Annotated in this window: 23 protein-coding genes and 1 riboswitch; of the genes, 5 read left to right on the forward strand and 18 right to left on the reverse strand. The window is 70.9% G+C overall.

Features of this window, described 5'->3' with window-relative positions; all coding sequences use genetic code 11:
- Positions 1 to 50: 50 nt before the first annotated feature.
- Positions 51 to 1403 carry an FAD-dependent oxidoreductase gene (locus tag QLQ12_RS22460; RefSeq protein WP_282762259.1) on the reverse strand — a complete coding sequence of 451 codons (1353 nt, stop codon included), beginning with the start codon at positions 1401 to 1403 and terminating at the stop codon, positions 51 to 53.
- 442 nt (positions 1404 to 1845) lie between these two features.
- On the opposite strand from QLQ12_RS22460, the gene QLQ12_RS22465 reads away from it, so the two are divergent.
- Entirely contained in the window at positions 1846 to 2391 is a 546-nt protein-coding gene (locus QLQ12_RS22465; protein ID WP_282762260.1) for a phospholipase, read from the forward strand.
- 11 nt (positions 2392 to 2402) lie between these two features.
- Here the strand turns inward: QLQ12_RS22465 and QLQ12_RS22470 are convergent, their stop codons facing one another.
- From QLQ12_RS22470 to QLQ12_RS22485, 4 genes are all read right to left on the reverse strand, one after another.
- A complete protein-coding gene (locus QLQ12_RS22470; RefSeq protein ID WP_282762261.1) occupies positions 2403 to 3128 on the reverse strand; it encodes a GAF domain-containing protein in 726 nt (241 codons plus the stop codon).
- Positions 3125 to 3895, reverse strand: a complete 771-nt coding sequence (locus QLQ12_RS22475) for an ANTAR domain-containing protein (RefSeq protein ID WP_282762262.1) — start codon at positions 3893 to 3895, stop codon at positions 3125 to 3127. Before QLQ12_RS22475 ends, QLQ12_RS22470 begins: the two co-directional genes overlap by 4 nt.
- A 165-nt stretch (positions 3896 to 4060) precedes the next feature.
- A complete protein-coding gene (locus tag QLQ12_RS22480; RefSeq protein ID WP_282762263.1) occupies positions 4061 to 4837 on the reverse strand; it encodes a GAF and ANTAR domain-containing protein in 777 nt (258 codons plus the stop codon).
- Between the two features lie 197 nt (positions 4838 to 5034).
- The gene (locus tag QLQ12_RS22485; RefSeq protein ID WP_282762264.1) at positions 5035 to 5478 is read right to left on the reverse strand and encodes an ATP-binding protein; all 444 of its coding nucleotides are present in this window, start codon (positions 5476 to 5478) and stop codon (positions 5035 to 5037) included.
- 664 nt (positions 5479 to 6142) lie between these two features.
- Positions 6143 to 6334, forward strand: a riboswitch (cyclic di-AMP (ydaO/yuaA leader).
- A 6-nt stretch (positions 6335 to 6340) separates the two neighbouring features.
- Between QLQ12_RS22485 and QLQ12_RS22490 the strand changes: the two genes are divergently transcribed.
- Entirely contained in the window at positions 6341 to 6919 is a 579-nt protein-coding gene (locus QLQ12_RS22490) for a C40 family peptidase (protein ID WP_282762265.1), read from the forward strand.
- A 150-nt stretch (positions 6920 to 7069) separates the two neighbouring features.
- The gene (locus QLQ12_RS22495) at positions 7070 to 7369 is read left to right on the forward strand and encodes a metal-sensitive transcriptional regulator (RefSeq protein WP_282762266.1); all 300 of its coding nucleotides are present in this window, start codon (positions 7070 to 7072) and stop codon (positions 7367 to 7369) included.
- A gap of 86 nt (positions 7370 to 7455) precedes the next feature.
- Here QLQ12_RS22495 and QLQ12_RS22500 read toward each other — a convergent pair whose 3' ends face one another.
- From QLQ12_RS22500 to QLQ12_RS22555, 12 genes are all read right to left on the reverse strand, one after another.
- Positions 7456 to 9717, reverse strand: coding sequence for a heavy metal translocating P-type ATPase (locus tag QLQ12_RS22500; RefSeq protein ID WP_407651535.1), 2262 nt, complete (start codon positions 9715 to 9717; stop codon positions 7456 to 7458).
- 11 nt (positions 9718 to 9728) lie between these two features.
- Positions 9729 to 10709, reverse strand: coding sequence for a hypothetical protein (locus QLQ12_RS22505; protein WP_282762267.1), 981 nt, complete (start codon positions 10707 to 10709; stop codon positions 9729 to 9731).
- 2 nt (positions 10710 to 10711) lie between these two features.
- Positions 10712 to 10921, reverse strand: coding sequence for a heavy-metal-associated domain-containing protein (locus tag QLQ12_RS22510; protein WP_282762268.1), 210 nt, complete (start codon positions 10919 to 10921; stop codon positions 10712 to 10714).
- 174 nt (positions 10922 to 11095) lie between these two features.
- Positions 11096 to 11734, reverse strand: a complete 639-nt coding sequence (locus QLQ12_RS22515) for a DUF305 domain-containing protein (RefSeq protein ID WP_282762269.1) — start codon at positions 11732 to 11734, stop codon at positions 11096 to 11098.
- A gap of 91 nt (positions 11735 to 11825) precedes the next feature.
- Positions 11826 to 12254: a DUF6153 family protein gene (locus tag QLQ12_RS22520; RefSeq protein ID WP_282762270.1), complete on the reverse strand. Its 429-nt coding sequence runs from the start codon at positions 12252 to 12254 to the stop codon at positions 11826 to 11828.
- Between the two features lie 164 nt (positions 12255 to 12418).
- Positions 12419 to 13279, reverse strand: a complete 861-nt coding sequence (locus tag QLQ12_RS22525; RefSeq protein ID WP_282762271.1) for a L,D-transpeptidase — start codon at positions 13277 to 13279, stop codon at positions 12419 to 12421.
- Positions 13280 to 13497: 218 nt separating this feature from the next.
- Complete coding sequence (locus tag QLQ12_RS22530; RefSeq protein WP_282762272.1) at positions 13498 to 13782, reverse strand: sigma-70 family RNA polymerase sigma factor family protein; 285 nt, start codon at positions 13780 to 13782, stop codon at positions 13498 to 13500.
- Positions 13779 to 14171 carry a VOC family protein gene (locus QLQ12_RS22535; RefSeq protein WP_282762273.1) on the reverse strand — a complete coding sequence of 131 codons (393 nt, stop codon included), beginning with the start codon at positions 14169 to 14171 and terminating at the stop codon, positions 13779 to 13781. Before QLQ12_RS22535 ends, QLQ12_RS22530 begins: the two co-directional genes overlap by 4 nt.
- Before the next feature lie 105 nt (positions 14172 to 14276).
- On the reverse strand, positions 14277 to 19430 hold the full coding sequence (locus QLQ12_RS22540; RefSeq protein WP_282762275.1) for a sensor histidine kinase: 5154 nt from the start codon (positions 19428 to 19430) through the stop codon (positions 14277 to 14279).
- 110 nt (positions 19431 to 19540) lie between these two features.
- Complete coding sequence (locus QLQ12_RS22545; protein WP_282762276.1) at positions 19541 to 21091, reverse strand: diguanylate cyclase; 1551 nt, start codon at positions 21089 to 21091, stop codon at positions 19541 to 19543.
- A 102-nt stretch (positions 21092 to 21193) separates the two neighbouring features.
- A complete protein-coding gene (locus QLQ12_RS22550; RefSeq protein ID WP_282762277.1) occupies positions 21194 to 22723 on the reverse strand; it encodes a tetratricopeptide repeat protein in 1530 nt (509 codons plus the stop codon).
- A gap of 10 nt (positions 22724 to 22733) precedes the next feature.
- The gene (locus tag QLQ12_RS22555) at positions 22734 to 22913 is read right to left on the reverse strand and encodes a hypothetical protein (RefSeq protein ID WP_282762279.1); all 180 of its coding nucleotides are present in this window, start codon (positions 22911 to 22913) and stop codon (positions 22734 to 22736) included.
- A gap of 344 nt (positions 22914 to 23257) precedes the next feature.
- On the opposite strand from QLQ12_RS22555, the gene QLQ12_RS22560 reads away from it, so the two are divergent.
- Positions 23258 to 23953: a transposase family protein gene (locus QLQ12_RS22560; protein WP_282762280.1), complete on the forward strand. Its 696-nt coding sequence runs from the start codon at positions 23258 to 23260 to the stop codon at positions 23951 to 23953.
- A gap of 80 nt (positions 23954 to 24033) precedes the next feature.
- Here the strand turns inward: QLQ12_RS22560 and QLQ12_RS22565 are convergent, their stop codons facing one another.
- A complete protein-coding gene (locus tag QLQ12_RS22565) occupies positions 24034 to 24360 on the reverse strand; it encodes a hypothetical protein (RefSeq protein ID WP_282762281.1) in 327 nt (108 codons plus the stop codon).
- A gap of 329 nt (positions 24361 to 24689) precedes the next feature.
- Between QLQ12_RS22565 and QLQ12_RS22570 the strand changes: the two genes are divergently transcribed.
- Positions 24690 to 25279, forward strand: a 590-nt coding sequence (locus QLQ12_RS22570; RefSeq protein ID WP_282762282.1) for a transposase family protein, incomplete at its 3' end; no start/stop codon positions are given.

The raw sequence follows: 25279 nt of genomic DNA on the forward strand, positions 1-25279 counted from the left end.
GAGTTGCCCGGAAATAGTGCGGCGCAACTCCACAAGATCGCGTTTGGGGTTTAACTGCGAGAGATGGCTGTCATTTCGTTGCGGTCTACCACCTTGATGCGCTTGCGGCCGTGTGGCTCGCCTAGGGCGATCTCGTGGGCGTCCAGGATCTGCCAGCCGGCCCAGGTGGTGATCGGCAGGCCGCGCTGTTCCAGGTAGGTGATCACGGCGTCCGGGTCGCCCTCGGGCGCGACCGGCAGTCGGCCCTCGCTCTGGTCCTCCAGCAGACTGGTGATCGTCTCGCCGGAGCAGCCCTTGGTGTGGCCGATCAGGCCGACCGGGCCGCGCTTGATCCAGCCGGCCACGTAGGTGCCGGGGACGTGCTCGCCGTCCAGGTCCATGACCCGGCCGGCGACGTGCGGGACGGTGCCGGTCCGGGTGTCGAACGGCAGGTCCGGCAGCGCGGTGCTGAGGTAGCCGACGGCCCGGTAGACGGCCTGCACCGGCCAGTCGGTGAACTCGCCGGTGCCGCGGACCCAGCCGTCGCCGGTCAGCTCCTGGGTCTCGGTGCGCAGGCCGACGACCTTGCCGTCGGAACCGAGCACCTCGACCGGCGCCTGGAGGAAGTACAGGTGCAGGCGGCGCGGCCGGTCCCGCGGGTCGCGGACGGCCCAGTTCTGCAGGATGTCGACGCACATCTTGACGTGCCGGGTCTTCCGCATCGCTTCGAGGCTGGCCTCGTCGAACTCGATGCCCTCGGGGTGGACGATCACCTCGACGTTCGGCGAGTGGTCGAGCTCGCGCAGCTCCTGCGGGGTGAACTTGACCTGCCCCGGGCCGCGGCGGGAGAACAGGTGCACGTCGGTGACCGGGCTGCGCTTGAGCGCCTGGTAGACGTTGTCCGGGATCTCGGTGACCAGCAGCTCGTCGGCGGTCTTCGCGAGGATCCGGGCCACGTCGATGGCCACGTTGCCGGCGCCGATGACGGCGACCTCCTTGGCCTCCAGCGGCCAGTCGCGCGGCACGTCCGGGTGGCCGTTGAACCAGGAGGCGAAGTCCGCGCCGCCGAAGCTGCCCTGCAGATCGATGCCCGGGATGTCCAGAGCCCGGTCCTTCTCGGCGCCGGTCGAGATGACCGTGGCGTCGTAGAAGCGGCTGAACTCCTCCGGCTTGACGTCGACACCGTAGGAGACGTTGCCGATGAACCGGATCCGCGGATTGTCCAGGACCCGGTAGAGCGCGTTGACGATCTCCTTGATCCGGGGGTGGTCGGGCGCCACGCCGTAACGGATCAGCCCGTACGGTGTGGGCAGCTTGTCGAAGATGTCGACGGTGACCGTCTCCGATGCTTTGATGAGGTGGTCGGCCGCGTAGATACCAGCCGGTCCGGCTCCGATGACGGCAACCCGCAGAGGGCGGTTCATGTCGCTTCCTATCTCGCGCTTCGGTTACGGCTACCCATGATCGACGGCAGGCCGAAGCGACTCTAAAACCTCAACCTAGGTTGAGATCAATGCGACCCCAGTCACTAAATCGGTCAATCCAGACTTAGGGCACCCTTACGCGGGGTCCTGACCTGGGAAAACGCCAATTGCTGTGGTCCCGGTCTCCCTCTGGCGCGACGCCTCGCCCCGTCCCAGCCTGCAAGAAGATCATCCGCATCGACGGCGTCGCCGCCGGACGAATCACCATCCGGCCGCCGGCGCGTTGATCGCTGGGTAGCGCCTGTTCGCGCGGGGGCCGGCAAACCGTCGACCGGCGCTCACACTCACGGCCGGGCGAGGGCTTCCGACCGAGTGGCCGTTCGGTCACCGGGTGGCGGCCCAGGCGTTCGCCGGCGAGACGGACCGTTCGAAGGAGCACCGGATGTCCGCGTCACCACCTGCCGCTCACCCCTTGCCCGCCCGGATCAGACCGGCCCGTGCCCTGGCCACCACGGCTCTCACGGTCGCCGTCGTCCTCGGTGCGGCCACTCCCGCGTACGCCGTGTCCGCCTCGGAGAAGCTCGCGGTCATCTCGTCCTTCACCCAGAGCACCGCGGCGTCCTACCACCGCTGGAACGCCGCCCGCCAGAACCGGCCGGCCTGGTCGGCGTACGGCTTCGACTGGAACACCGATCTCTGTTCGGCGAGCCCGGACCGCCCGCTGGGTTTCGACTTCAGACTGCCCTGCCACCGGCACGATTTCGGCTACCGCAACTACAAGGCGGTGAACGCGTTCGCCACCGGCAAGGCCCTGGTCGACTCGGCCTTCTACGCCGATCTCAGGCGCGAGTGCGCGACCTCCGCGCCGGCCGCCCGCCCGGCCTGTCACAGCCTGGCCTGGACGTACTATCAGGCCGTCTCGCTGTTCGGCTCGTCCGCCGCGGTCGACGGGGCCGATGTGGACGACGCCGCCGCCCTGCTCCGCTGATCCGCCGGGCGCTACCCGGCCGATGAGTCAGGGGGGTCGGGGCGGAAGGTCAGCCGGCCCGCGAGGGTGTCACTGACGACCTCGTGCATGGGCCGCGCGTGCTTGTCGGCGTGAGCGCGCAGGAGGTGCAGGGCGGTGTCGGCGTCGGCGCCGGTGTGCGCCATGACCATGCCGACGGCTTGTTGTACGGCGGCGGCACCCGCCGGCATGGTCATGTGGAGATCGCCGGCGCGGTTGACCGTCATGGTGTCGAGCAGCAGAACCGCGGCGGCGAGCGCGTAACGGGCGCCGTGTTCGACGGCTTGGGCGGTGAGCGGTCCGGCGGTGCCGCGGTAGAGGGTGAGGACCCCGATCGGGCTGGCGTCGTGCACGACGGTGAAGGTGAACACCGCGCGGATGCCGTGGGCGAGCGCCCAGGCGGTGAAGGCGGGCCAGCGCCGGCAGGCGACCGGGGCGGTCAGGTCGGCGGCGACAACCGGTTCGCCGTGGGTGACGGCGTCGAGGCGTGGCCCCTGATCGAGCCGGTTCTGAAGGTCTTCCAACTGGTCGGCGTGCGGACCGCTGTCGCTGAGCAGCAGCCAGCCTTGTGAACCGGCGTAGATGCTGACGGTGACGCCGTCGAGGTCGGGTAGCTGTTGGTGGCAGGAGGTGGCCAGGGCGGTGATGCCACCGCGAGCACGGAGAGCGGACACCAGTTGACGTAGCAGCTGCTGTGAGCGGCCGTCGGGTGTCGTCATGGGTCTTGCCCGGGTTCCGGGCCGTCGACCCCGGCGGCCGGCTGGAAGGTTCCCGCGACGATGTCACCGGCCAGTTCGTGCAGGTTCTGGTTGGTGTCGCGGGCCAGTTGACGTAGACGCGCGAACGCGGCGTCCGGACTGATCCGCCAGCGGACGGCCAGCATGCCCTTGGCCTGTTCGATGATCACCCGGCTCGCCAGTGCGGTTTCCAGGTGCTTGATGCGTAACCGGCTGCAGCGCAGCGCGTCGCGGTGGCCCACCGTGTGGGCGGCGGCGCCGGCCAGGGCGCCGGCCATGGTGATGGTCTTCTCGTCCAGCAGACCGGGCTCGATGTGGAAGAGATGGAGCACGCCGATGGGGCGGCGGCGACCGCCGAGCATCGGGATGGCGTGCACCGCGCGGGCGCCGGTGGCGCGGATCGCCGGTCCCAGGCCGGGCCAGCGCGGGTCGGCGACTTCCGCGTCGGGGTAGGCGACCGGCACGGCCCGCCGGTGCGACTCCACGCAGGGACCGCGTCCGCACGCCAGTTCGGTGGCTTCGAGACGGCCCACCGCCGCCGAGGTCACCGCGACCACCCGTAGCCGATCCTCGGTGTCGGCCAGGAACACGCCGGCGCCGTCAGCGCGGAGAAGCCGCCGGGTGGACCGCAACAGCGCGCGTACCGGTTCGAGGGAGTCGTCGCACTGGGCACCCGCAGTGATGATCTCCAGGAATGCGGTGCTGAGGTGATCCGCGCTCTGACCTGCCGGGGTGGCGTCATCCGTCATCGCCGCTCCCTCTCCGGTGCGGTCGCTCGATCGCGGCGAGCGGGAGCCCGGCGCGGCGCTCGGTCGAGAACGCCCGGCCGGCTGTCGTCTCCCGCAACCATGCTAGTGCGACACCGGCACACCGCCCCGCCGACGGTCACCGCCCCCGGGGTCGCCGCACACCGTTCACGAACCATCGTCGGCGTCCGGCGGGTCCACCACCAACGGAAAGTCGACCGTTCCGGTGCCCGCGAGCACCGCCTCGGCGAGCTGACCCACCCGCAGCCTTCGTGCGCGTGCGGTGTGGCGCAGCACCGCCGACACGGTGTCCGGGTCGAGGTGCAGCCGGACCGCGAGCATGCCCTTGGCGCGTTCGACGCTGGCGGCCTCGGCCAGCGCCGTGGTCAACTCGCCCATCCGGATCTCGGCCCGGGCCTGGCGCCGGAGCCGGCACACGGTGTCGCCGGCCGCGGCCGCCATCGACCGGGCCAGGTGGGAGTCCGGGCCGGCCAGCCCACCCGTGCTCGGCCGGAACAGGTTCAGCACCCCGACCGCCTTCTCGCCGGCGAGCATCGGGAAGGCGTGGACCGCGCGGATCCCGCCGGCGCGCGCTGACGGCCCGAAGCCCGGCCACCGCTCGTCGGCGATGTCGACGTCAGCGAACACCAGCTCGCGGGCTTGACGGTGCGACTCCACGCACGGGCCGCGGCCCGCGGCCAGTTCCTCGTGTTCCAGCGCACGAACGGCCTCGGACGACACCGCCATCGATGTCAGCACCCCGCGCTGGTCGGGCAGCATCACTCCGGCGCCACTGACGTCCAGCAGCCGCAGACTCCACCGCGCCAACGTGTGCGCCACGTCCACCGCGTGGCCACCCTCGCCGGCGGCCGCCGCGAGCTCCACGAACGCCCGGGCGATCAGCTGATCTCGATCGCCTGAGGATGCTGTCTGGGTAGCGTTCATGGCCGGCTCCGTCCGCTGGTTTGCGCACCGCGGTCTGGAGCTTGTGAGGCCTACCAGATCACCTGGGTTCTCCAACTCTACGTCCGCCACGTCAGACCCCGGCACCTGCGCTCGGTCTCACCGGCCGAGCTCGCACACGCCCCCGGGATGGATCATCACCCGGAGAATCGGTCCGCGGAGGCCGCCCATCCGGGTCCCTACCCACCGGCCGGGACCGGTATCCGGAACCTGAGAAGCAGGCGGGTGCCGCCGCGGTCGCTGGCGAGTTCCACGTGGTCGCACACCTGGTTGATCAACCACAGTCCGCGTGGCGCCAGCACTGAGTCGCACCGCCGGTGGCCCTCCAGCCGCCAGCCCGGGGGCATGCCCGGACCCGCGTCGGTGATTCTGCAGCACAGCAGGTCCGCTCGCCGCCACAGGACCAGCCGGCCTCGTCCTCCGCCGTGCAGCACGGCGTTCGCGCACCCTTCGTGCACCGCCAGCACGAACTGCGCCAACTCCGGGCCGGCCAGACCGGCCCGACGGCTCCGGTCCCGCACAGTGGAACGCAACCGCCGCATGTCCAGGGCGTGGAAGTCGGCGACCAGAAGACGTTCGCCGCCAAGCCGTCCGCCGGGGACGGCGGGATCATCGACACCCACGCCGTCGACCTGTCGAATCTGAACAGCCGGTCTGGCCGGTGACCTTGACGGATCCATGACCGCTCCACGAACGGACGCGCCTGCGAACCATCGAAACCGCCGCCGGGGTTTGGAGCAGCGCCGTGGCCGGCGCCGGTGAGGGTCTGCCGCACCCTCCGCCGCTCGGCTCACTCCCGGCTCATGCTAATCACACGTCACCGCCCCGGCCAGGGAGGCGACGTCCCACATACGAGTGGACCCGGCCCGCCTTCGGGCGGGACCTCCGCCGGACTTCCCACATCCGTCGGCCCGCGGTGGCGGCGGTGCGGCTCGGGGGTTCGGACGATGGACGCACACTGATCGGCTCGCACCCGGCCGCCGACCGGGTGGCGCGCAACCGGTGGAACGCACCGCACTGCCCACAGTCCACTCGTCACGAAAACGGCTTTTCGTGTGTTCTGCTTCACAGGCGAATATCGCCGCAAAGTAGTCGACCCCCTGCGATCAGTTACGGAATTCTTCGCGGCGCCCTTCCAAACCGGACACGGCCTCCCGCCTCGATTACCCAGCGTCATCTCAACGGCCCGGCGATCACCCCGGAATGTCGGCTATCAAAGGTGTGTGGCGAGCACACGCTCACCGCTCGTGACGATCCGGACCACGCCGAGCCCTGCCCCGGTCCGACGACACGAACACGCACGATCCATTCATGAGGCAGACGGGGGCAGGGACGGGGGAACCATTTCTGGTCCACGACCGGCAGGACGCGTCCTAGCGGCCCGCTGGCGGACCTTGGGGTGAAGCCGCTGCAAGCGGCCGGGCAATCCTTCCCGCCCGAACCCGACAGCTAACCTCGCAGGCGTGCCGGAGGGATTCCTTCACCGTGCACGAAAGCATCTCGAGCCGTGGCCTGCGCAAACTGGGCACCGGCAGCATCGCCCTGTCCGTCGGCCTCGGGCTGTTCGCCGGCGGCCTCGGCGCACCGCAAGCAGCCTCCGCCGCTCCGGCGGCGGCAGCCGTCTCCCCGGCCCTGGCGCTGCCGCAGATCAGCGTGTCCGCCGGTCGTCCGGCAATGGTCACGACCGCCACCGCCGCCGCGAAAGCACAGGCGGCCGGCACGCGCGTCGTCGCCGAAGCGGCCAAGCACAAGGGCAAGCGGTACAAGTACGGCGCCGTAGGACCCAAGCGTTTCGACTGCTCCGGGTACACCCTGTACGTCTACAAGAAGGCGACGGGCAAGAAGCTGCCGCACAAGGCGAATCTGCAGCAGCGGTACGGCAAGTCCGTCAGCAAGGCAAAGGCCAGGCCCGGCGACCTCATCATCATCCGGTCCGGGTCGTACGGCACCCACGCCGGAATCTACGCCGGTGGGGGCAAGATGTGGTCGTCGCCGCGTACCGGCAAGACGGTCACGAAGCACAAGATCTGGAGCCGCAACTACGTCGTCAAGCGTCTGGTCTGACGGCTGCCCGGATCATCACGTCAGCGGGGCACGACCGGTTCGGTCATGCCCCGCTGACGTTCCGCGTCTGGTTCCCCACGCCGTCCGGGTGATCCTTCGCATGCCTCGCCGTCGAGGCCGCTGGATACCGGTGTGGGGTACCTTGGCGGCATGAGCGAGGCGACGCCGACCGGGCCCCACGGGTACTCCGCCGAGAAGCAGGCGCTGATGGCGCGGCTCAAACGAGTCGAGGGTCAGGTCCGCGGTCTGCAGCGGATGGTGGACGAGGACACCTACTGCATCGACGTGCTCACGCAGATCTCGGCGGCGACCAAGGCGTTGCAGGCGGTCGCGGTGGGTCTGCTGGAGGACCATCTGCGGCACTGTGTGATGCAGGCGGCCGCCGACGGCAACGCCGACGCGAAGATCAAGGAAGCGACCGCGGCGATAGCCCGCCTCGTCAAGGCCTAGCGCCCGGTCACCCCCGGGTCCCACCCACGCGGCACTGCCCCGCCCGCGGGCCGGCGGGCAGGGCAGCGGGGAAGACGTCCGCCGGGTTACCGCGTGGCGATGCTGGTGAAGCGACGCAACCGCAGGCTGTTGCCGACGACGAACACCGAACTGAACGCCATCGCGGCGCCGGCGATCATCGGGTTGAGCAGCCCCGCGGCCGCCAGGGGCAGCGCCGCGACGTTGTAGGCGAAGGCCCAGAACAGGTTGCTCTTGATGATGCGCAGGGTGCGCCGCGACAACCGGATGGCGTCGACGGCGGCGCGCAGATCACCACTGACCAGCGTCAGATCGGACGCTTCGATGGCGACGTCCGTGCCGGTGCCCATGGCCAGGCCCAGGTCGGCCTGTGCGAGAGCGGCGGCGTCGTTGACGCCGTCGCCGGCCATGGCGACGACCTTGCCTTGCTCCTGCAGTCGTTTGACGACGTCGACCTTGCCGGCGGGCAGGACATCGGCGATCACCTCGTCGATGCCGACCTCGGCGGCGACGGCCCGGGCGACGTTCTCGTTGTCGCCGGTGAGCAGCACCGGAGTCAGGCCGAGACCGCGCAGGGCCGTGATCGCCTCTCGGCTGGTGGGTTTGACCGCGTCGGAGACGGCGAGGATCCCGCGGGCGAGGCCGTCCCAGCCGGCGACCACGGCGGTCTGTCCCGACTCCCGCGCGGCCTTCAACGCCCGCTCGATGTCGGCGGTCAGTGTGTAGCCGTGCTCGCGCAGCAACTGTGGCCGGCCGACGAGCACGTCGTGGTCGTCGACGGTGCCGGTGACGCCGAGCCCTTCCAGGTTCTTGAAGCCGGTCACCGCGGGCAACGGGCCTCGATCGGCGCCGGCACGGGCGATGGCCTGGGCGATCGGGTGCTCGGAGGCGGCCTCGACCGCGGCGGCCAGCCGGAGCAGCTCATCGGGCTCCTGGCCGTCGGCGGCGACGGCAGCGGCGAGGGTCATCCGGCCGGTGGTGACGGTGCCGGTCTTGTCCAGCACGATCGTGTCCACGCGGCGGGTCGATTCCAGGACCTCCGGGCCCTTGATCAAGATGCCGAGCTGGGCGCCACGGCCGGTGCCGACCAGCAGCGCGGTCGGCGTGGCCAGACCCAGTGCGCACGGGCAGGCGATGATCAGCACGGCGACGGCGGCGGTGAACGCGGGCGTCCAGCCGCTGCCGGTGCCGACCCACCAGCCCAGCGTCGCCACGGCGAGGGCGATGACGATCGGCACGAACACCCCGGAGATCCGGTCGGCCAGACGCTGGGCGGCGGCCTTGCCGTTCTGTGCCTGCTCGACGAGTTTGGCCATCTGCGCCAGCTGGGTGTCGGCGCCGACGCGGGTGGCCCGCACGATCAGCCGGCCGCCCGCGTTGACGGTGGCGCCGACCACGGTGTCGCCGGGGCCGACCTCCACCGGCACGGACTCGCCGGTGAGCATGCTCGCGTCGACGGCCGAGGTGCCGTCCTCGATGACGCCGTCGGTGGCGATCTTCTCCCCCGGCCGGACCAGGAACCGGTCGCCTTCGGCCAGCTGCCCGACCGGGATCCGGACCTCGGCGCCGCCGCGCAGCACGGTGACGTCCTTGGCGCCCATCTCCAGCAGAGCGCGCAGCGCGGCGCCGGCACGCCGCTTGGAGCGGGCCTCGAAGTAGCGGCCGGCCAGCAAAAACATGGTCACCCCGGCGGCGGCCTCCAGGTAGACGGCGTCCATCCCGTCGGTGCCGCCGATGGCGAGGCTGAACGGGTGCGTCATCCCCGGCTCGCCGGCGGTGCCGAGGAACAGCGCCCACAGCGACCAGCCGAACGCGGCCAGGGTGCCGAGCGAGACCAGGGTGTCCATGGTCGCGGCGCCGTGCCGCAGGTTGGTCCAGGCCGCCTTGTGGAACGGCAGCCCGCCGTAGACGACGACCGGCGCGGCGAGCGTCAGTGACGCCCACTGCCAATAGGTGAACTGCCAGGCCGGAACCATCGCGAGCACGATGACCGGGACACTGAGCGCGATCGCGGTGAACAGCCGGGTCCGCAACGCCCGCAGGTCGTCGGCGGGCTCGGCCGGAGCGGCCGGGTCGTCGGCGGACACCGGTGGCGGCGGGAGAGCCGCGGTGTAGCCGGTCTTCTCGACGGTGGCGATCAGCGCGTCCGGGGTGATCGCGTCGTCGTAGGTGACGTATGCCTTCTCGGTGGCGTAGTTGACGGTGGCGGTGACGCCCTCCATGCGGTTGAGCTTCTTCTCGATCCGCGACGCGCAGGAGGAGCAGGTCATGCCGCCGATCGACAACTCGATCTGATTCGGGGCCACCGGCAGCGGCCGCGTGATCGCCATGATGCTTCTCCCTAACCGTGGGTGTGACCGTCGGCGCCGTGCCCGGACGCGCTCGGCGCCGCCGAGGGAGCGGCCGGAGCCGGTGTGCCGGCGGCCGCGCCGGCCTGCGGCGCGGCGCCGGCGGTCGCGGTGAACTCGGCGGTGCGCACGGTGCCGTTGTGCTGGAAGTCCAGATAGAGCCGGTAACTGCCGGCCGAGGGGACGTCGGTGTGGAAGACGATGTCGGGTCCGGCTGCCGTCTTGCCGTCGCCGGGTTCGCCGTCGGGGTGTACGTGCAGGTAGGCCAGGTCGGCGTCGCGCAGGGCGACGAGGTGTCCGTAGGCGCCGAGGTAGGGCTGCAGGTCGGTGACCGGTGCGCCGTCCTTGCTCACCGACAGCCTGAGCTGCGACGAACCGCCCGGAACGAGGTCACCGGCCAGGGTGACGGTGTAGCCGTCGACGGTGGTGGAGCGCTGGGCCGCCGGTAGCGGGCGAGGTTGATAGTCGCCGGCGGCCGGGACGTCGGCGCCGAGGGTCAGCCCGTCGGTGCGCCCGGCGGGCTGGAAGTCGGCGAACACGCGGTATTGACCCGGCGCGGCGACGGCGAGGGGGATCGACCAGGTCCCGTCAGCCGCGAGACTCGGATGGACGTGCTGGAAGCCGGACAGGTCACGGCGGACCACGATCAGGTGCAGGTCCTTGTCGTGGCTGGTGGTGTAGTCGGTGACCGGCTTGTCGTCGGGTCCGAGGATGCGGAACCGGAACGGCTGAGGCGCGCCGACAGCCAGTGCGGTGGTGACCGGCAGGAGCCGGTAGCCGTCCTGGGTGACCTGCAACCCGGCCGGCACCGCGACAACGGCGTTGCCCGGCGCGGCGGGCTCGTTGTGCTGATCGTGGGCGGGAGCACCGGCGGGCGCCGGGGTGGGGCCGACGGTGCGGCCCAAACCGAGGGCGGCGGTGAAGACGACCGCCAGCCCCAGGCCGAAGACTCCCAGCTTGGTGGGGGTGTTCATGACTACCTCGCTAGCTCGTATCCGGCCTCGTCGACGGCCGCGGCGACCGCGGTCTCGTCGAGGGGCTGATCACTGGTGACCGTGACACCGCCGGAGGCCAGGTCGACCTGGACATCGGTCACGCCGGGAATCTGCCGGATCTCGGTGTCGACCGAGTTGACGCAGTGCGAGCAGGTCATGCCGGTCACGGTGTAGGTGGTCCGGGTCGCCATGACGGTCTCCTTCACGAACGGGCGAGCGGCCGGGCGCCGCTCTCACGCCACCGACTATACCCATACCCCCCTGGGGTATCAACCAATGCGCGATGGCCGCCACACCCGAACCGCCCGGCCACGATGCTCCGGCTGCGGCCGGGCGCCGCCCGGCGCCCGGCCGCAGCCGTCGGCTCACAGGCCGGCCAGCATCTCCCTCATCGTCGCGATCTCCGCCTCCTGATCCGTGACGATCTTCGCGGCGAGGGCCTTGACCTGCGGGTTCGACCCCTTGGCCACCTGATCCTGAGCCATCTCGACGGCGCCCTCGTGGTGCTTGATCATCATGGTGAGGAACTGCTTGTCGAACGCGGCGCCCTTGGCGTCGTGCAGGGCGGCCATGTCGGATTCCGACATGGCGCCGGGCATGGCGCCGTGGTCCATGCCGCCGCTCATGTCGGGCATCGGCGCCTTGCCCCAGGTGGTGAGCCAGCCGGTCATGGTGTCGATCTCCGGCTGCTGAGCTTTCTTGATCTTGGCGGCCAGGTCCTTGACCTGGGTGCCGGCGGCGCCGTCGGCCATGGCCGCCATCTCCACCGCTTCCTCGTGGTGCGGGATCATCATCTGGGCGAACATCACATCGGCCTCGTTGAAGGCCGCACCCGGCGACGCCGCGGCCGACGCGGTGGGAGCGCCGTGGTTCATGCCGCCGCCGGCAGGGGTGTCGTGATCGCCGCCGCCACACGCGGACAGCAGCAGGGCGGTGGTGACGGCGGCGCCGGCCAGCAGGCCACGGCGCGGCCCGGACGAGGGCAGCACAGAAGAACGCATCATCACAGAGGCCTTTCACAGGATTCAGGGGAATGACGAAGGCGTGCACCGTTTCCCGTACGGCCGCATGCGGCCGTACGGGTGACGCGGTGACCTATATACGCAGCACCGAAATCTCGGCGATCGTCAAACCCGTCCTGCGGGCCGGTGGCGCCCGTGGCGCTCCGGCGGCCGGTCGCGCCGCGGCATGCGGGCGACCGTGGCCACCGAGCACGGTCAGCAGCAGCACCGCGAGCAGCACCGCGACGGCCAGACCCTGCAGGACCGCCATGCAGACACTGAAGGGGTCCATCGAGCCGTGCCCGTCGCAGTGACCGTCGAGACACGGCGCCGCGGCGCTCACCGCGGCGACGGCGCCCGGCACGCCGACCATGACCGTGGCGGTGGAAGCGGCAGCCGGGTGCATGCCGCCGGTCGGGCCGGTGTGCCCGATGGTGTGCATGGCGGCGAGCCCGACCAGTGTGCAGACCAGCAGCACCCACCGGGTGATGAACCCGGTGGGAGCAGTGGCTGCGGCGTTCACCGCTCCACGCTAGCGCGCCACCGGACGCCGTTGGATCGGCACCCCACGGGCTCGGTGCGCACCGTTCGTGCGCCGGACCGGCCGTTCACCACCGGTCATCTCGGCCTCGCCGCTCCGGCCGGCGGTTGCGGCGGCACGAGCCGCTGCCGGCACGCCGAGGGCGATCAGGTGCCCGGCCGGCGGCCGAAGGTCCGCACCGTGGCGCCCATGTCGAGCAGGTCGAACATCGCGACGGCGTCGTCGTGCAGCAGGTTGACGCAGCCGTGGGAACCGCGCCGCGCGTCGTGCAGGTAGGTCGTCGTCTCGTGGAAACCGATCCCGCCGACGAAACGCTGCCAGTACGGCAGCCACACCGCGTACGGGTCCGACCACTCCCGTTGCGCCCGCTTGTTGATCCGGTAGGTGCCGGCCGGAGTGGCGTGGCCACGGAACCCGGACCGGATGACGGTCGGCCCCGCCACCACATCCGAGCCCCGCATCACCCACACCGTCTGCAGGGTCAGGTCGACACAGGCGGTGACCTGCGCGGCGGCGCCACAGGCGCTCCGGCGCTCGGGTGTCGAGCTCGCGGTGATCCGGCGAGCCACGTCGGCGGTCGTCGCATCCGCCTGCCCACCGGCCGGCCGGATCCCGAACCGGTGCTGGAAGGCCCGGATGGTGGCGCAGTCACCCGGCGATTGCCGGCCGTCCACGGTCACCGCCCCGTAACCGCCCAGGCTGTCCAGGTCCCGCTCGATATCGTGCTGCCACCGCCCGGTGGCGCACGGCGTGCTCGGCGATGTCGCGGCCGCCGGCGTGGCGCCGGGAGACCGCGCCGCCGGATGTCGCGTCGTTTCCGGCCGGGCCGGCTGCGCGGTGACGACCTTGATGAACGGCGTGCCGGCCTCGGCCGGGGCCGTCGCGACCTCGGCCGCCGGGGCCGCCGACGGCTCGGACCCGAGCGCGTCGGCGGCGCCGGTGGCGCTCGCCAGCCCGATCACCGCCACCACACTCGCGAGCAGTGCTACGGCGCCGGATACGGCCATCAACGACTCCCGAGCTCTCGACAATGCCGACCAGCGTGAGATCGGTAGCGTCCGCCGGGAGTTGCGCCGCCCGCCGGGAGCAGTTCCGGTGCCGGGCCCGGCCGGGTCAGCGCGTGCGGCCGACCGGCCCGGTCGCTGCTGGTGCCGATACCCCCACGGGGTGATGCCGCGCGGCTGGTGGACCGGGAGAAGGGCAGGACGCGTTCGGCGACACCGGCTCAGGGCGGGGCGGGCAGGTCGATCGTGGCGAGTTTGGCCGGGTCGACGACGATGTGGATGCCGGTGATCCGGCCTCCGGTGACGGTGACGGCGATGACGGACAGCGGTGTTCCGTCGAGGCGCCAGGACATGTGGCCGGGGACGCCGTTGACCAGCACGGACCGGTGGCGGGCGGCCTCGCCGGAGAACATGCCGGCCCCGGCGGCGACCCTGGTCGCGCCGAGGGTGACGACCAGGCCGCCGGGGGTGTCGACGGTCAGCCTCACGTTCGGGTGGGCGGTCACGGCTTTCGCGGCTGACGGAGCGAGATCCGGTTGCCGTCCGGGTCCACCGCTTCGACGCGGACCCCGAACGGATAGTCCTCGGGTCCGGGCTGCTCGAAGACGACGCCGCGCTCGCGCAGGATCTCGAAATCCCTTCGCAGGTCGTCGGATTCGAGGATCAGCGGCCCGGGTGCGGCCGGCTCGCCCACGTCGCCCGGCTGTCCGGCGGCCGCCGCATGAGACCACAGGATGATCTGCACCGGGCTGCCGGGAACGCCGACGGTGAGGAAACGTCCGTCCGGTCCCGGGAAGTCGATCCGCTTCTCCAGGCCGAGCCCCTCGGTGTAGAACCCCAGCGCGCGGTCCTGATCAGTGACGTAGATCGTCACGTACATGATGGTGGTCAGCATCCTGTTCCCGATTCACTCGTGTGGTGCGACGACCCTTCGTGTTTGTCGTCGTACCTGTGACGAGTGCCGGCGAGCGAAGGTAACAGGATCGGGCCGGCGGGGCGGTCAACGCTGCGCGGAGGCCGGTTCCCGGTGCGCCGGCGCGGGCGTGGCACTGGGCGCCGGCAGCGTGAGCACGAAAATCGACCCGCGTAGCGGCGCCGAGCGGTATTGGACGTCGCCGCCGTTCGCCCGGGCCAGTTCCCGGACGATGTAGAGGCCGAGCCCGGTGCCGGCCACCGTGCCCGCCGTCGGTTCCGCCCTGGCGAAGCGGTCGAAGAGCCGGTCGCGGAATTCGGGCGGGACCCCGGTGCCCTCGTCGCGCACCTCGACCGTCACGACCGGCGTGATCCCACCCACGCCGTCGTCCGGCCGATCGGCGCCGGCCTCGGGCGGCCCGCCGTCGGTCTCGGCGCCCGCGCTCGTCTCCACGACGGTGTCCGCCCGCGCGATGATCGCCGTGGCGCCGCCGCCGTACTTGGTCGCGTTGCTCACCAGGTTGGTGAGAATCTGATCGAGGTGTCCTGGTTGCACCGCCGCGATCAGGTCCGGAGGGCATGACACCGCCACCCCGGTGGTAGCCGTCGCGGCCAGCGCCGCCTGGATGTGGTCGGCCACGCTGACCGGGCGCGGCGTGGCGTTCAGCCGGCCGGCATCGATGCTGACCAGCGCGAGAACCTCGTGGACGATGGTGTTGAGGCGCTGCGCGTTGCGGTGGATCTTCATGACCAGATCCCGGATCGGATCGGGCATCTCGTCGGTGAGCGCCAGGTCGACGTACCCGAGAATCATCGCGAGCGGGTTGTTGATCTCGTGGCCGAGCATGCCGATGAGGTCGGCCTTGAGCCGGTTCGCGGCCGAGAGTTCGCGGTTGGTCGCGGCGAGATCCGCCGTGCGCGCTCGCACGGTGCTCTCCATCGAGTCGTAGAGCAACGCGTTGTCCAAGGAGACGGCGAGTTGCCCGGCGATGTGCCGCACCGTCTCCAGGCGTTCGGTGGAGAAGACGCCCGACTGGCGGTGGTTCTCCAGCACCAGAACCGAGTCGGCGGCGCTCCCGCTGGGAATCGGCACGACCAGCAGCGAGCAGGCTTCCAGCCCGGCGAGGTACGGGTCACGGCTGAACCGGTCGTCGTGGATCGCGTCCGCGACGAGCAGCGGCTCCCGGGTCCGCAGCGCGTACCGCAGGGCCGACATCGGCAGGCGGTCCTCATCCGGGCGGTCCGGGTCCACATCGGCCGGCCCGGCCTCGGGGTCCGTCACCGGCGCGGTGACGCCGGTGTGCCGGGATTCGCCGCCCGTGATCGCCGAGACGTACCAGTGCTCGTCATCCCGGTGCCGGAACGCGAGGCGTACGTCGGTCGCCCCGGTCATCGCGCTGAGCACCTCGCCGACCGCGGCCTGCAACCCGGACACGGTCGTCTGCCTGCTCAGCGCCTGAGAGGCGCGCAGGATCGCCAGCAGGTCGACCCGGCCGGCGCAGGCCTCCGTACCGGCGCACGTCCCGGCCGACGTGGTGGCCCGCAGGAACGGGTGGCTGGCCTCGATCCGGGACACCTTGCCGGTGGCGCCCCACCGGAGATAGGTGTCGCGAGCCTCGGCCAACAGGCTGTGTGCCGTGTACGTCAAGCCCTGGCTCAGATGAAAGAGCCCGGCTCGCTCGGCGAGCAGGGCCTGGTGCCACGGCCGTCCGACCACTTCCTGCAAGCCGGCGTCGAAGTCTCTGGCCGCGGCGGCCGGGTCGCCGAGCGCCCAGGCCCGCTCCGCGTCGACGAGGTGGAGCAGTGGCCCGAAGTTGCGCGGCGCGTCGGCGGCCCGCCGGGCGAGCCAGTCCCGGGCGCCGGCCAGTTCGGCGAGGACCTCGGCGGCGGCCCGGCCGTCGGCGCGGATCCGACCGGTGAGGCTGAGACACCGCAACAGCCGGGCGTGCGCGGTCACGTAGTACCCGCGGGCTCCCCGGACGTGCGCCATCGCCGCGGCCGAGTGCGCGTCGAGTGTCTCGGCGTCGTCGAAGATCAGCGCGGCCAGGCCCCGAACGGTGTGGTAGGTCGCCAGCACGGGCTCGGAGCGGGAGATCTCGCCCAGATAGGCGTCCTCGTCGAAGTCCGGCGCGGCGAACCTCCCGGGCCCGGAGGTCTGCCCGCGCAGAGCGCGCAGCAGCTGCCGGTATCCGATCATGGCGAGCCCGGAGTACCGGCTGCCGGTCCGCTCGGCGAAGGACAACGCCGACGGAATCTCGTCGGCACACACCTCCAGCGAGTCGGCGCTCTCCAGCAGGAGAGCCAGCAGCCGCGTGGACAACAGACTCGCCACCTGTACGTCGCCGGCCGCCAGCAGATCCTCGTGCACCTGCTGGACGGTCTCGGCGATCTCCTCCAGCGGCTCGAACCAGTGCGCGGCCAGACAGAGGTACATGAACTGGGCGACCGCCGTGTCCGCCTGATAGCCGCATTCCCGGCCGACGGCCACGACGTGCCGGGCGAGCAGGTAGCCGGTGCGGTAGTCGTCGCGCTGGTCGATGGTCACGCAGACGGCGGAGCCCATCGTGCCGACCAGGGGCGGGCACACGCCGTGCCGGGCCCACAGCCGCCAGCCCTGGATCACCACCCAGGCGTGCAGCAGCGGGTCGAGCTGGAAAGCGGGGGGAAGCAGCCGGTGGACCAGGCGAGCGGTGGCGATGATGCCCGGGTCCGTCGTCTCCGTGGGCACCGACGGCAGACGCTCCGCCCAGGTGTAGAGCTCCGTGACCGCCCCGGCGATCTCGGTGGTCAGGTCACGCGGCAGTTCGACGCCGAACCGGTGCAACACGTCGAGGCCGAGATCGACGGCGGGTCGGTTGAGCCCACGCTGGGTGAGGCTGTTGATCTGGATCGCCGTGGCGGTGGCCAGGGTGAGCAGCTCGGGCGAGCCGTCGACCAGGTCCCGATAGACCTGGTCGGCCTCGTCGAGGCGGCCGGAGCAGTACAGCGCGGAGTGCCGGTCCACGGCGACGGCGTCGCGAGTCGCCGCGTCCGGGCCGCTCGCCGCCGCGGCCAGCAGCGCCTGCGCGGCGGCGAGCAGTTCCTCGGCCACCGGATAGTTCGCCATCTGGACGGTCCGCCGGCCGGCCGTGTGCAGCAGATCCGCGGCGATCCGCCGCTCCTCCGGCGTCGTGACCAGTCCGGTGACCGCGAGGTACTGCTCAGCCGCCTCCTGCCGGCTCTCCTGGCGGTCGGCGAGGCGGCGGGCCATGGCCAGCTGAAGCTGCTCCCGCTCCGCGGCGGCCATGTCCTGGTGGGCGGCCCGATGGATGAGGTCGTGCCGGAATCGGATGGCGGTCACCGCCGGATCCACGGCGACCAGGCCCTCGGCCACCGCGGGGGCCAGCCGGTACACGAGATCCGGCTCCGGTAGCGCGGTCGCCGCGGCGAGCAACGCAGGCCGGACGTCGCCGCCGAGACAGGCCAGCGCGGTCATCAGCCGCCGGCTCTCCTCCGGCTGCTGCTCCAGCCGGGCCGCGAGCAGTTGCGGGACACGATGCCGTGCGACGAAGGCGTGTACGGCGCCGCGGTCCCACTGCCAGCCGTTCTCGGCCAGCGTCAGCAGCCCTTCGGTGCGCAGCGCGTTGAGGAGCTCGACCGTTTCGTAGGGATTGCCGCCGCTGCCCTCGCTGATCAGATCGGCGAGTTCGGTCACCGCCTCCGGCGGCATGCGCAGGATGGCGCCGATCAGATCGGCCAGGCCGTCACCGGTGAGACCACCGAGGTGTACGGGTGGACCGGCCCCGCCGTCGCGCTCCCAGTGCGCGGCGAGCGCCGACAGCGGGTGCGTGGCGTCGACCTCCTCGTCCCGGTAGATGCCGACGAGGAGCAGGCCGGGCATCGGGCCGGCGCTGACGATGCTGTCCACCACCCGCAGCGAGGCGCTGCTCGCCCACTGCAGGTCGTCCAGCACGAACACCGTCGGGTGGTGCGCGGCGACGGCCCGCAGCATGGCGACGGTCGCGGCGCTGAGCCGTGCGTGGCCGGCCGTCGCGTCGATCGGTCCGGCCGCCATGCCCGGTCCGAGGAACGCCGCCATCTCCGGCACCGCGGCGGCCACCATCGCGGCATTGGGCCCGAGCGCCGCCGCCATGCGCTCGCGGTCGGCCGTCATGCCCGGCTCCGGCTCGGCGAGCAGGAGCCGCGTCAGGCCGCGTACCGCCCGGACGATTCCGCCCGTGTGCGTGCCGGTGCGGAACTGGTCGTACTTGCCGGCGACGAACCACCCGTCGCGCGCGGTGATCATCGGTCGCAGGGCCTGGATCAGGGCGCTCTTGCCGATCCCGGGCGGGCCCGTGACCAGCAGCGCGGGACCACCGGCCGGCGCCTGCTCCAGCGCGGCGGTCAGCCGGCGGATCTCCTGGTCACGGCCGACCAGCCGGGCCGGCGCGGCGAGGAAGGCCGGGAAGTCACGTTCGCCCAGGGTCCACTGGTCGGCTGATCCGGCCGCGAGCCGGGCCAGGTCGTGGGCCAGCCCGTCGGCACTCTGATACCGCCGGTCGGGATCCTTCTCCAGCAGGCGCATGAGGATCTCGGCGAGCCGTGGCGGTAGCTGGGGATTCCGGTCGGTGGGGAAGACCGGCGTCTCGACCAGGGTGGCGCGGATCAGTTCGAGCGGATCGTCACCCGCGAACGGCGGGCTCCCGGTGGCGAGCGCGTAGAGGGTGGCGCCCAGTCCGTACAGGTCGGAGCGCTCGTCCACGGCCAGCCGGATCCGGCCGGTCTGCTCCGGCGCGAGATAGCCGAGCGTGCCGACCGGATCCTTGGGCTGTTCGCCGCCGCGATGCCGGGCCGGGCCGATCACCGCGAGGTCGTAGTCGATCAGGATCGGCGGACCGGCATCGGGCCAGATCAGGTTGGCCGGCGTGATGTCCCGGTGCAGGACACCGGCCCGGTGCATGGCGGCCACCGTGTCGGTGACCGTGCGGGCCACCTCGATGAGGCGCGGCACGGGCAGCGGGCCGGCGGGCGCGGGCCGGGCGCCGTCGTCCTCGAGCACCAGCACCTGCCGGGACTGGCGAGCCGCGAGCCGGGGCACTCCGCGGAGGCCGGCGAGATGCCGCAACACGTCCCGCTCGTGCTCGATACGGCGCACCGTTCCCGCGCCGGTGGTTCGCTTACCGATCACGCTGGCGTGGTCATCGCGCCCGGTCTGGCGGACGACCTCAGTGTGGTCGCTGCGGTACAGGACCTCATCGCCCATGCTTCGGATCATGCCACTTCAATAATGATCCTTCTTACTTCGTACATTATTGTCGGATGTGACGTATTCGCACTGATCGAGGCCTCCCAGTTAGGAGACCGGTCACACGTTCACGAGGCGACCCGATCGCGGCCTCCGCGTTTGGCCTCGTACAACCGCGCATCCGCCCGGGACAGCAGCGCCGACGGCGCGTCGCCACCCTCGTCGGTTCCCGCCACGCCGATGCTGACGGTGACCGGGAGGCCACGGGTCAGGTCCACCCACGGATGAGCCCGCACGGCCCCGCGAACGGTGTCGGCGATGGTCGCGGCCTCCGCGGCCGACCGGCGCGGAAGCGCTATCAGGAACTCCTCGCCGCCTATCCGGGCGACGAAAGCGTCCGGCCCCAGCCGCGAGACCGCGGCGTGGAGTATCTCCGCGACCGTGACCAGGACGCGGTCACCCGTCGCGTGCGAGAGTTCGTCGTTGAGACGCTTGAAGTGATCGATGTCCAGCAGCGCCACCGCGCAGAGCGTGCCGTCGGCGGCCAGCACGGGAAGCACCTCGTCGACGAAACGCCGGTTGTAGACGCCGGTCAGCGCGTCGTGGCGGGCCTGTGCACGGAAGTCGGCGGCTTCCCGGCGGGCCTCGGCTGTCTCCAGCAGAGCCAAGCGGGTGCGTGCGCTCGCCTCACGCTGCTCGGAATGCGCGTTCATCACAGCGGCCACATAGGCTCGATGCTCCATGAAGGCCTCGGCGAACTCGCCACGAGCCGCATGGATCTCCGCCTGTTCGGCATGCACGCGAGCGAGGAGGGCGTTCAGCCCCCGGGCGGCGCAGAGGTCACGGCATTCGTCCAAGGCGTGCTGAGCCGGGTCCAGGGTTCCGCGTCCGCGCCGGGCCCGGGCGAGAGACAGCAGATACTCCGGCAGCGCATCGGCCTCCTCGTAGTCGTCATCCCGCCGATGCCGTTCGATGCAGATCAGGAGGAGCTCTTCGGCCTGGGCGTACGCCCCGTTGGCGATCTGCACGGCGGCGACGGTGTCCATGTCCGCGGGTTCGAGTGCGAAGCCGTACCGCGTCGCGCAGTCCAGCATCCGCGCGACGACGGCGCCCGCCTCGCCCGGGTTTCCGGTGTCGCACTCCGTCCACGCCCAGTTGTTGAGGACGCCGACGTGCACCCGTTCCTGGCCGAGCCGCTCCGCCAACTGCTCGGCGTCGGCGTAGCGTTCGCGGGCGGCGTCCATCGACCCGAGCTGGCCGAGCGCGTCAGCCAGCTTCACGCGGGCCCAGATCTGCAGGTACGGACTGCAGTGCGCGTCGAGCAACTCCACCGCGATCACCATGTGGTCCAGCGCGGCGGCGTCGTCGCCGCTGTGCCGGTGCACGCTGGCCCACAACGAATGGGACCGGGCCAGCAGTTGCCGATCCCCGTGCTCCGTGGCCCACCGGTTCACCTGCCGGATGATGCGGTCGGCATCAGCCACCTCACCGGCGCGCAGACACAGATGCCCCAGGCAGAGCCTCGCACGGGCCGCCAGGAGAGGCTCGTCCAGCTCGTACGCGCGCCGCTCCAGCTCGGCGGCGTGGGCACGCATGGTGACGGTGTCGAAGACGTACGTGTCCTCGAGTTCCGTCACCGCGGCGGATACCTCGCTCGCGCTGAAACCTGGGACGTCCATGGCCCCTCCTGACCCGTGGTGTCATTCGGCAGCGACCTCCACCGCCTGAGCGTTCGCGCCGCTGCCCTCAGTTCGGTGGAAGAAGGTCCGGGCCCGGGGACCCTACCGTTCGCGGGTCGGGCACGGCGGGGTCCACAGCGGTGAGGTGCGCCCGGACGTGGTAGGCCTCGGGCCGGCCGAGATCGGTGTAGAGGGCGTCAGGGCTCTCCGCAGATGATCGGCGGCCGACTCGTGCCACCCCAGCTCCAGATGCACGAGACCCAGGCCTTCCAGCGCGTACGCCTCGCCGACGCGGTCGTCCACCTGCCGGGACCGGGTCAAGGCTCGCGCGCTGCGGTCGACAGCCGTCTCGTTACGGCCCGGTGGCTCGCCGACATCGCCGAAGTCGTCGCGCGCGCGGCCCCGGCCGGTGTGCCGGAACAGGTCGACGGCCCGCTGCATGGACTCGGCGGCGGACCCGTACCGGCCGAGCCGCCCGTAGGTGAAGCCGATGTCGATCAGGGCATGGGCCTGCCCGACCGGGTCGCCGTTCTGACGCGCTGCGCGGTAGCCGTGATCGTGCACCGTCACCGCGTCGGTGTTGTGGCCACCGGCGGCCAGATAGCGCTGCAAGATGCGCGAGAGCAGGGTGGTGTGGGCCGGCCGGCCACGGGTGGCGGCGTGGACAGCGACCGCTACCAGGGTGGGCCGTGCCGTGTCCAACCACTCTCGCGCGCTGTCGGGGCCGGTCAGGCCCGGGGCGGGGGTTCCCGGTGGGAGGATCTGCGGCCGGAGGAGCGATTCGGCCGGGTGCAGGGTGTGCATGGCCGCCGCGGCTGTCGCGAGGTAGTGATCGAAGAGACGGGTCAGCGCGGCACGACGGGCGGGCGGGGGCTCCTCATCGGCGGCCCGGATGGCGGCGTAGGCACGAGTGAGGTCGTGGAAGGTGAACCGGCCGGGTGTGGCCTCCTGGAGCAAGTGGTCATCGCGCAGCAGGACCAGGCCGGCCCGGGTGGTGTCCAGGTCCGCATCGGCCATGGCCGCGGCGGCGTACGCGTCGAAGTCCTGGCCGGGGTGCAGGGCGAGCAGCCGCAGCAGTCGCCGCCGGTCGGCGGGTAGTCGCTGGTGGGACAGGGCGGGGGCGAGTTCGACGCCGGTGTCCAGGCGCCGGTCGTGGTGGCGTTCGTCGAGCCGGTCGGCGTGATCGGTCAGCGTCCAGCCCGGTGTGCCGCGGATGTGCCCGGCGACCAGGCCCAGAGCCAGAGGCAGGTAGCGGCAGCGCCGGGCGATGCGAGCCGTGGCGCGCGGATCCGAGCCGACCGGAATCCCGGGTACGGCCCCGGCCAGGAATGCCCGTGCCTCGTCGGGAGTGAAGGCGTCCACGCACAGGTGGGTCGCAGCGAGCAGATCGGCCAGGCGGCGGCGCGCGTCGAGATCGTGCGGGATCTGGTGGCCGGGCATCCCGAGCAGGCGCAGGAACCCGTCCAGGACCGCGGCCGGGTCGGCCGGCGGCTGTGCCGGGTCGGGATCGAACCCGCGCAGGTCGACGAAGAAGACCCGCTCGAACGGCTGCCGCTGGTGAAGCAGGTATCCGGCGTGGACGGCGAGACGGGTCTTGCCGACGCCGGCCATCCCCTCGATCGTGGAGATCACCACCGCACCCTCACCCTGGGCGGTCGAGTTCGCCGGTGCGGCCGGTGAAGCCGCCCAGATCCGGCGGCAGGCTGTCCCGCACCCGGACCTGGGACACCGCATCGATCTCCCCGCCGATCACGCGCAGCGCCTGCCGCCACCGCGTCACATAGCCGGTGTCGGGATGTAGCGCCTGAACCACCGCGATCACCAGATCGGTGTCCAGCCTGCGGCGGCCGGGGGCGGCACCCTGACGAAGGGCGACGCCAACGTCTCTGCCGGCGGCTGCGGCAATCAGACGGCGGGAACCATCATCACCGAGTTCCGGGTCTGCGAGACGGGCTACGGCTGTCCTGAGTGGAAGTGGGCTCAGTAGCGCGTACGGGAAGGGCGCCGACCAGCCGTTTACCGCCACTGAGCTGATCTCAGCGACGCGAATGTGTTGATTGGTGCGACACGGGCGAAGGCGGCGAGATCGGACGGTGCCGGAAAGGGGCGCGGAGCCCTCGGTAGGTAGTTCTCACCACAAGATCACCTATATGGTGAGGAATCCGCGTGATCGCATATCGTGCCATGATCGTCGTTCCCAGGTACGTCATCCTCGACGGCAAGCTGTTCGACGGCGACCGACTGACCGAGACCACCCTCTCGGTCCAGGGCGAGACCATCGACGCCCGGTATTCCGGAAAGCACCGTGACTTCGGCGCGAACATCCAAGCCGTCATGCGCCCGGACGGCCTGCCGATCTGGACCTCCGCGGCGATGCCCGGGCACTTGCACGACACCAACTGCGCCCGCGAACTCGGCGTCACCGCCGCGCTGAACTGGTCCGCCGCCGAGCTCGACCTGCCCGCCCTGGCCGACTCCGGCTACGAAAGCGCAGGCCACGGCATCAAAACCCCGATCAAGCAACCCACCGACGGGACCTTGGGAATATCGGCGGATTCAAGGTGTGGTGGCAGTAGCGGCGTTCCATGTCAAGGGCATGACTCGGTCACCGGCACTCTGGCGAGCCCGCCTATGGACGTGGACCGATCGCAACCAGCGAATATCGTAGTAGGGGTAAGAACTTCCCTGCGGTGCTGCCGTCAGATCCAAGATCAGTTCACTCACATGCCGCTGAGTACGCGCGCGATAGCAACCCGGCGTAACACCGCGATCGGCTGGCACCGCATCAACGGCGAGACCAACATCGCCCGCGCCAACCGGCGCTCCGATGACGGGAATCGCACCTGTCGCTGTCGACGATGAGTATCCGTCCCGCCAGCGGGACGAAATGAATAGTTGGACGTGGGTGGTGCACCACCCACGTCCGACTATTCAACCGTCGTTCAGAACACGCTGGCCGGCCTGGACCACGCGACGTTCGGCGTGGTGACCGGCGGCCGGCCAGGCACCGCGGCGTACGACGTGCCGATGAAGTGGCACTGGAGCTTGCCACTGACAACCGAGGTGCGGACCAACGTGCTGTCCAGGTACTTGGCGACTGCGCGCGGCGAGGCGATCACCACGAACTGGGCGACCGTGGCTGGGCAGGTGACGGCTGCCGCGCCGGCGCCCGCCGGTGCGGCCTGCGCGCCGGACGGGGACATCAGGATCCCCAAACCCAGCGTGGCGCCGGCGATTAGCGTCGCTGCGACCTTACGACTCTCAGACACTGACCTGTCCTTTCGGTTGGACTAGCTGTAGCGCGCGCCAATTGGCTACCATTCAAAGGCGAACCACTGACAGATGTCAATGAATCTCTGCGCGCAACAACTTGCGGCGTCGAGTGAGGTGATCTCACCAAGGTTTGGGTTGGTATTTGCATTAGAAATGGGTCAGGCGCAGTGAGCTGATCTCAGCGACGCGAATGTGTTGATTGGTGCGACACGGGCGAAGGCGGCGAGATCGGACGGTGCTGGAAAGGGGCGCGGAGCCCTCGGTAGGGAGTTCTCACCACAAGATCACCTACACGGCGAGGACTCCGCGTGATCGCATATCTGCCATGATCGACGTCCCCAGGGAACTCGTGCAGTACCTCGGCCGGCTGCTCGCCGCTGAACGCCGAACCCGGGGAACCCGGCGTGACACCCGTGCCTTGACCTGCTTCTACCAAGCACTTCTCGTACTCATCTGGTTCCGCAAAGCCGAAGATCTGACCCTGCTGGGCGCCGGATTCGGTGTCTCTCGGGCCACCGCGTACCGCTACCGCGACGAAGGCGTCGCCGTACTCGCCGCCCAGGCAACCGACCTGCACACCGCCCTGAAACCGGTCCAGGGCGAGACCATCGACGCCCGGTATTCCGGAAAGCACCGTGACTTCGGCGCGAACATCCAAGCCGTCATGCGCCCGCACGGCCTGCCGATCTGGACCTCCGCGGCGATGCCCGGGCACTTGCACGACACCAACTGCGCCCGCGAACCCGGCGTCACCGCCGCGCTGAACTGGCCCGCCGCCGAGCTCGACCTGCCCGCCCTGGCCGACTCCGGCTACGAAAGCGCAGGCCACGGCATCAAAACCCCGATCAAGCAACCGGCCGACGGCAAACCCCTTGCCATCGACAACCGCGCCCACAACCGGCTGCTGCGCGGCCT

This window comes from Actinoplanes sandaracinus (assembly GCF_030009775.1).
GTDB classification, from domain to species: Bacteria; Actinomycetota; Actinomycetes; order Mycobacteriales; family Micromonosporaceae; genus Actinoplanes; species Actinoplanes sandaracinus.

What these genes read in the sequence shown, in the direction of transcription:
- QLQ12_RS22460 (WP_282762259.1), bottom strand. Translation starts at nt 1,403, where the DNA reads ATGAACCGCCCTCTGCGGGTTGCCGTCATCGGAGCCGGACCGGCTGGT.
- QLQ12_RS22465 (WP_282762260.1), top strand. Translation starts at nt 1,846, where the DNA reads ATGTCCGCGTCACCACCTGCCGCTCACCCCTTGCCCGCCCGGATCAGA.
- QLQ12_RS22470 (WP_282762261.1), bottom strand. Translation starts at nt 3,128, where the DNA reads ATGACGACACCCGACGGCCGCTCACAGCAGCTGCTACGTCAACTGGTG.
- QLQ12_RS22475 (WP_282762262.1), bottom strand. Translation starts at nt 3,895, where the DNA reads ATGACGGATGACGCCACCCCGGCAGGTCAGAGCGCGGATCACCTCAGC.
- QLQ12_RS22480 (WP_282762263.1), bottom strand. Translation starts at nt 4,837, where the DNA reads ATGAACGCTACCCAGACAGCATCCTCAGGCGATCGAGATCAGCTGATC.
- QLQ12_RS22495 (WP_282762266.1), top strand. Translation starts at nt 7,070, where the DNA reads ATGAGCGAGGCGACGCCGACCGGGCCCCACGGGTACTCCGCCGAGAAG.
- QLQ12_RS22500 (WP_407651535.1), bottom strand. Translation starts at nt 9,717, where the DNA reads ATGGCGATCACGCGGCCGCTGCCGGTGGCCCCGAATCAGATCGAGTTG.
- QLQ12_RS22505 (WP_282762267.1), bottom strand. Translation starts at nt 10,709, where the DNA reads ATGAACACCCCCACCAAGCTGGGAGTCTTCGGCCTGGGGCTGGCGGTC.
- QLQ12_RS22510 (WP_282762268.1), bottom strand. Translation starts at nt 10,921, where the DNA reads ATGGCGACCCGGACCACCTACACCGTGACCGGCATGACCTGCTCGCAC.
- QLQ12_RS22515 (WP_282762269.1), bottom strand. Translation starts at nt 11,734, where the DNA reads ATGATGCGTTCTTCTGTGCTGCCCTCGTCCGGGCCGCGCCGTGGCCTG.
- QLQ12_RS22525 (WP_282762271.1), bottom strand. Translation starts at nt 13,279, where the DNA reads ATGGCCGTATCCGGCGCCGTAGCACTGCTCGCGAGTGTGGTGGCGGTG.
- QLQ12_RS22535 (WP_282762273.1), bottom strand. Translation starts at nt 14,171, where the DNA reads ATGCTGACCACCATCATGTACGTGACGATCTACGTCACTGATCAGGAC.
- QLQ12_RS22540 (WP_282762275.1), bottom strand. Translation starts at nt 19,430, where the DNA reads ATGGGCGATGAGGTCCTGTACCGCAGCGACCACACTGAGGTCGTCCGC.
- QLQ12_RS22545 (WP_282762276.1), bottom strand. Translation starts at nt 21,091, where the DNA reads ATGGACGTCCCAGGTTTCAGCGCGAGCGAGGTATCCGCCGCGGTGACG.